Below are 5982 nucleotides of genomic sequence, written 5' to 3' on the forward strand. Positions count from 1 at the left end.
AACGACCTGATCCACGAAATGGACGAGGCCGGCGTCTTCGACAAGACCGCGCTCGTGTTCGGCCAGATGGACGAGCCGCCCGGGACGCGTTTGCGCGTCGCGCTGTCGGCGCTGACGATGGCGGAGTACTTCCGCGATGTGCAGAAGCAGGACGTGCTGCTGTTCATCGACAACATCTTCCGCTTCACGCAGGCCGGCTCGGAGGTGTCCACGCTGCTGGGTCGCATGCCCTCCGCCGTGGGCTACCAGCCGAACCTGGCCGACGAGATGGGCATCCTGCAGGAGCGCATCACCTCCACACGCGGCCACTCGATCACCTCGCTGCAGGCGATCTACGTGCCGGCCGACGACTACACCGACCCGGCGCCGGCGACCACATTCGCGCACCTCGACGCCACGACCGAGCTCTCGCGTGAGATCGCCTCGAAGGGTCTGTACCCCGCGGTGGACCCGCTCGCCTCGACGAGCCGGATCCTGGACCCCCGCTACATTGGCGAGGACCATTACCGCGTCGCGACGGCCGTCAAGCAGATCCTGCAGAAGAACAAGGAACTGCAGGAGATCATCGCGATCCTCGGTGTCGACGAGCTGTCCGAGGAGGACAAGGTCGTCGTGGCCCGTGCTCGCCGGATCCAGCAGTTCCTGTCGCAGAACACCTACATGGCCAAGAAGTTCACCGGTGTGGAGGGCTCGACGGTGCCGATCAAGGAGACCATCGAGTCGTTCGACGCGATCGTGCGCGGCGACTTCGACCACGTCGCCGAGCAGGCGTTCTTCAACGTCGGCGGAATCTCGGATGTCGAGGCCAACTGGGCGCGCATCCAGAAGGAGAACGGCTGAGATGGCGCTGACGGTCACCCTCGTCTCCGCCGAGGAAGAGGTCTGGTCGGGGGATGCGAGCCTCGTCGTGGCCAAGACCGTCGAGGGCGAGATCGGGTTCATGTCCGGACACGAGCCGGTCCTCGCGATCCTCGCCGAGGGCGAGGTGCGCATCACCCAGGAAGACGGCAGCAAGGTCGTCGCGGAGGCCAACGACGGTTTCCTCTCGATGGAGCGTGACCAGTTGACGATCGTCGCCGGTCACGCCGCGCTTCGGTCCTGACGCCTCACCAGACGCCGCCCGGTCCCGCCGGGCGGCGTCTGGCGCGCGGGAGGAAGGGGATGTCCGCGTGCTGATGCTGTTGCCGCCGTCCGAGACCAAGCGCCCCGGTGGGTCCGGGCCCGCACTCGATACGACCGGGTGGGCGCTGCCGGCCCTCAATCCGGTGCGCGAGACGGTGATGGACGCACTCGTGGCGCTGTCGGCCGACGAGGACGACGCGGCGCGCGTGCTCAAGCTCAGTGCGCGCCAGCGCGGCGACATCGCGCACAATGCGGCGCTTCGCCAGACGGCGACGATGCCCGCCGTCGACCGCTACACCGGGGTGCTGTACGACGCGCTGACCACGGGTGGGCTCGACGGTCCTGCGCGCCGCTGGCTCGCGCGCCACGTCTTGATCCACTCCGCTCCGTTCGGTCCGATCGCAGCCACCGACCTGATCCCGGCGTACCGGCTGGCGGCGGGGACCTCGGTGCCGGGGCTGCCACCGCTGCGCCGTGTGTGGGCCGACGCGGTCTCGTCGGCGTTGGCCGCAGCGGCACCACGCGTGATCGTGGACCTGCGGTCGGAGGCCTACGCGGCGCTGGGGCCCGTTCCCGCGGAGATCCCGGGTGCGTATGTGCGCGTGGTGACCGTCGCCCACGGTGGCCGGATCCGGGCCCTGAACCACTTCAACAAGCACGCGAAGGGCGCGCTGGTGCGCACCCTCGCGACGAGCCGCCCACGGGTGAACACGCTCGACGGGTTCGTGCAGTGGGCCGCGACGGCCGGGGTCGTCCTCCGGCCGGGCGCACCCGGTGAACTCGACCTCGTCGTGTGAGCCGTGTCGTCGTGTCGGGACGTCGAATGCGCCGCGGACCATCGAAATCGATAGCATAAGGTGACGCGCGCCCCCCGACGTGCCCGCGTCCCCAGTAGCTTCCCGACCGACGGAGGATCTTGTGACCACCAACTATGGCGGCATCGCGGCCATGTTCATACTGTTTTCGGCGCTCCTGCTCGTGGCAGGCGTCGTCGTCTACCTCGTGTGCTCCTTCTTCCTCATGAAGGTGTTCGAGAAGGCGGGTGTGCAGGGTGCCTGGCGCGCCTGGGTCCCCGTGTACAACACCATGGTCTTCAGCAAACTGGGTGACCTCAGCCCCTGGATCATCCTGATTGGATACGGCGTCGTGATCGTGCTCGGCGCTGTGCCGGGCCTGAACTCGATCACGGTGCTGGTGCCGGCGGCCGTCCTCGCCGTCGCCGCGTGGCGCGTGGGCCTGAAACTGCAAAAGCCGGGTCCCTGGGTGATCCTGGCCGTCCTCCTCCCGCCGGTGTGGCTCGGCATCCTCGCCTTCGACCGCTCTCGCTGGAACACCGCGGTGCCGCCCGCGCCGTGGGCGGGCAACGGGTTCTTCGCCGATTCGACCGTCTGGGAGGGCGTCCCGGTCCAGACCGCGGCGGCAGCCGGACCCACACCGCCCCCGCCCGGCGCGCAGTACCCCGCCCCTCCCGCGCCGGAACCGCCCGCTGCGACCGCGGCTCCGGTGGCAGAGCCCCCGGCTCCGCCGACGACCGAACCGCCCGCCGACCCCACGCTGCCCCGGTCCTGATCCTCGGGGCCTCCGGCCCGCGGGGCGGGGGCGCTAGAGTGTCAGGGCGCCACCCGACGACCACAGAAGGGTGATCAGGTGCACCAACCGGCCACACAGTCGCGGAGCGTCCCGCTACGGGACGGCACGCTGGCGTTGCGCTGGGCGGCGGCCACGGATCGCGGTCGCCGCCGCGAGGTGAATCAGGATGCGGTGCTGGCCGACTACCCGCTGTTCGTCGTCGCGGACGGCATGGGCGGTCATGTGGGCGGTGAGATCGCGAGCACGAGCGCTGTGGATCGTCTGCGGGATGCCGCGTCGAAGGGCACGGTGTCGCCGAAGGTGATCGAGCGGGCGCTGTCCCGCGCGGTGGCCGACATCGAGTCGCACCCCGAATCCACCGACGACGGCACCGGAACCACGGTGACCGGCGTGTACCTCGACGACAGCGGCGACGAGCCGACGTGGGTCACGCTCAACATCGGTGACTCGCGCGTGTATCTGTTGCGCGACGAGAGCCTCGTGCAGGTGACGACGGATCACTCCGTCGTGCAGGAACTGATCGCGGCCGGACGGCTCACCCCCGAGGAGGCCGAGAACCATCCCTACGGCAACGTCATCACGCGGGCCGTGGGCCCGAGCGACGGCGTCGTCCCGGACTACGTCCGACTCGAGGTCGTCGACGGCGACCGGTTCGTGATCTGCAGCGACGGGCTGACCAAGGAGCTCACCGACTACGGCATCCTGCACTTCCTGCTGCAGCACGACGACCCCCTCGACGCGGTCGACGCGATGCTGAGCGCTGCGCTGGACAACGGCGGTCGCGACAACGTCACGATCATCGTGCTGGCCTCTCAGTACGCCGACGGCGACTGAGGGCCACCGAGTCCTCCCCAGTCGCGCTCGGGCGCGGATCGTCCCCGGACGCGGGCTTCGCCGCGTCCGGGGCGCCGCACCTGTGGTCGGCTGGGGGAGTGGATCCCACAGAACTCGACGAACCGCTGCGGCTGCCCGATCCCGCGCCCGATCCGCCCCGCACGCCGTTTCCAACGTGGGCGGCGCTGGTACCGGTCGTGGGAGCGCTGGTGTTGTGGGCGGTGATGCGCTCACCGTACGCGCTCTGGTTCGCGCTGCTGGGACCGTTGCTGGCGGTCGCTAGCATGCTCGACGCCCGGCGCGCGCGCCGTCGGCGCCGCCGTGACGATGCCCGCGTCGCTGCCGCCGCCGCCGAGCGCGCTCACGGTGAGATCGCGCAGCGGCACGCCGTCGTTCGGGCGGCGGCGTGGCAGCGTACACCGGGACTGGCGGGGTTCCTCGACCGCCCGAGCGACGTGTGGCGGGCCGTCGCGGGCCGGTCGGACGTCTTGGTCGTCGGCGTTGGGGAGGGGGAGCATCGCGCGCAGGTCAGCGGTGGGTCCCCGGAACTGGCGGCGCAGATCCGGCGGGCTGCGCGTCGGGTGCGGGGGATGCCGGTGACGGTGCCGCTGACGACCGGGGTGGCTGTCGTCGGGGCGGACGCGACGACGGCTGCCGTGGCGCGCGCGCTCGTGCTGCAGGCGTGCTGCGTGCGCCCGCCCGGCCAGCTGCGCGTTCTGGCTGCGGAGGAATGCCTGACCGCCCTCCCGCACGTCGCGGGGGGACAGGGTCCGACGGTGCAGGTGTTCGGCCCCGGCACGCCCGTGGCTGCCGGCGTGGACATACCGTTCGTCCGGCTCCGCCCCGGCGACCCCGTGCCGCCGCAGTGCGGCTCGGTGCTCACCCTCACCGACGCGACCACGGCGCGGCTGGAGGCCGAGGGCGAGGAGTGCGGGGTCGACGCGCAGGGCGTTTCCCGCGGTCAGGCGCTACGGGTCGCGGTCATGCTGGCCCGCCGCGCCGAGCGGACACTGGCGGGATCCGCCGACCCGGCGGTGTCGCTGGAGCGACTCGATGCGGTCCAGCCCGACCCGCAGCCCGGAGCGCTGCCGGTGACGATCGGCGTCGCGGCGGGCGACCCGGTGATCGTGGACTTGGTCGGCGACGGCCCGCACGCCGTCGTGATCGGCACGACCGGGTCGGGAAAGAGCGAGCTGCTCACGACGTGGATCACGGCAATGTGCCGGCAGTACCGGCCGCAGCAGGCGGCGTTTCTGCTGGTGGATTTCAAGGGCGGGCGCACGTTCGACCATCTTGCTGCGATGCCGCACGTGACCGGCGTCCTGACCGATCTCGACGAACCGGCGGCATTGCGTGCTGTGGAGAGCCTTCGTGCCGAGATCCGCCGCCGCGAGCGCCTGCTCGCCGACGCCGCCGCGCGTGAGGTCGCGGAAGTGCCGGAGACGGTGGGACGCCTCGTGATCGTGGTCGATGAGTACGCGGCCCTGGTGGCCGCTCACCCGGTGCTGCAGGATCTGTTCGCCGATGTCGCCGCGCGCGGCCGGGCCCTCGGCATGCACCTCATCCTGGCATCGCAGCGGGCGGCCGGTGTCTTCCGCGACGCGCTGCTGGCCAACGCGGGACTGCGGGTGAGTCTGCGCGTCACCGACGCGGCCGATGCCCGCGCGATTCTCGGGGATCGGTCGGCGGCGGATCTCCCGGGCACCGCCGACGCGCGCGGCATCGCGCTGGTGCGGCGCAGCGCCGACCCGGTGCCGGTCCGGTTCCGGGTCGCGACGGCCGCACCGGGCCTGTGCACCGCCGCCGGGGCGGGGCATGCCCCCGCGATCCGGCCGTGGTTACCGGCACTGCCGCTGCGGATGCCGCTGGCCGAGATCGCCCGGCCCGGCGAGATCGTCGTGGGCGTGGCCGACGAACCCGAACAACAGGCGCAACCACCGGTGCTGCTCGGGTCGGACGGCCTTCTCGTCCTGGGCCGCCCCGGGAGCGGTCGCTCGACGGCCGCGCGCGTCGTGGCCGCGCAGGCGACGGACGTGGTGCGGGTACCCTGCGAGGCGGAGGCGGGCTGGGACGGGCTGGCGGGCCTCGAGTCGGCGCCGCGGGGGAGCGTTGTCATCATCGATGACGCCGACCTGCTACTGGCACGCCTCCCCGACGAGTACCGGAGCGCCGCCGTCGAACTGCTCGAGCGAGGGGCACGTGAGGCGCACGGGCGGGGCCTGCGGTTCGTCGTCACGGCGCAGCGCCTCAGCGGAGGGCTCGCGCGGATGGCCGACCTACTGCCGCGACGCATTCTGCTGGCGATGGCGGGGCGCACCGAACACGTCGCCGCCGGGGGTGAGGCCGCCGACCACATCGCGGACGCCCCACCGGGGCGCGGGCGGCTCGGCCGCAGGCTCATCCAGCTGGCGTGGACCGAGGAGCGTGCCGTGCCGC

General features: G+C 71.8%; 6 protein-coding genes. All 6 read left to right on the top strand.

What is annotated here, in order from left to right; translation table 11 throughout:
* Positions 1-840, top strand: an 840-nt coding sequence (gene atpD, locus ACK5KK_RS14025) for a F0F1 ATP synthase subunit beta (protein WP_416890704.1), incomplete at its 5' end; no start/stop codon positions are given.
* 1 nt (position 841) lies between these two features.
* Positions 842-1102 carry a F0F1 ATP synthase subunit epsilon gene (locus ACK5KK_RS14030; protein ID WP_416890705.1) on the top strand — a complete coding sequence of 87 codons (261 nt, stop codon included), beginning with the start codon at positions 842-844 and terminating at the stop codon, positions 1100-1102.
* 67 nt (positions 1103-1169) lie between these two features.
* Positions 1170-1919 carry a YaaA family protein gene (locus ACK5KK_RS14035; RefSeq protein WP_416890706.1) on the top strand — a complete coding sequence of 250 codons (750 nt, stop codon included), beginning with the start codon at positions 1170-1172 and terminating at the stop codon, positions 1917-1919.
* Between the two features lie 121 nt (positions 1920-2040).
* The gene (locus ACK5KK_RS14040; RefSeq protein WP_416890707.1) at positions 2041-2691 is read left to right on the top strand and encodes a large exoprotein; all 651 of its coding nucleotides are present in this window, start codon (positions 2041-2043) and stop codon (positions 2689-2691) included.
* A 78-nt stretch (positions 2692-2769) separates the two neighbouring features.
* Positions 2770-3546: a PP2C family protein-serine/threonine phosphatase gene (locus tag ACK5KK_RS14045; protein ID WP_416890708.1), complete on the top strand. Its 777-nt coding sequence runs from the start codon at positions 2770-2772 to the stop codon at positions 3544-3546.
* Between the two features lie 98 nt (positions 3547-3644).
* On the top strand, positions 3645-5982 hold a 2338-nt coding region (locus ACK5KK_RS14050), incomplete at its 3' end, for an FtsK/SpoIIIE domain-containing protein (protein WP_416890709.1).

The organism is Microbacterium sp., assembly GCF_047972865.1.
Taxonomy (GTDB): domain Bacteria; phylum Actinomycetota; class Actinomycetes; order Actinomycetales; family Microbacteriaceae; genus Microbacterium.

What these genes read in the sequence shown, in the direction of transcription:
- ACK5KK_RS14030 (WP_416890705.1), top strand. Translation starts at nt 842, where the DNA reads ATGGCGCTGACGGTCACCCTCGTCTCCGCCGAGGAAGAGGTCTGGTCG.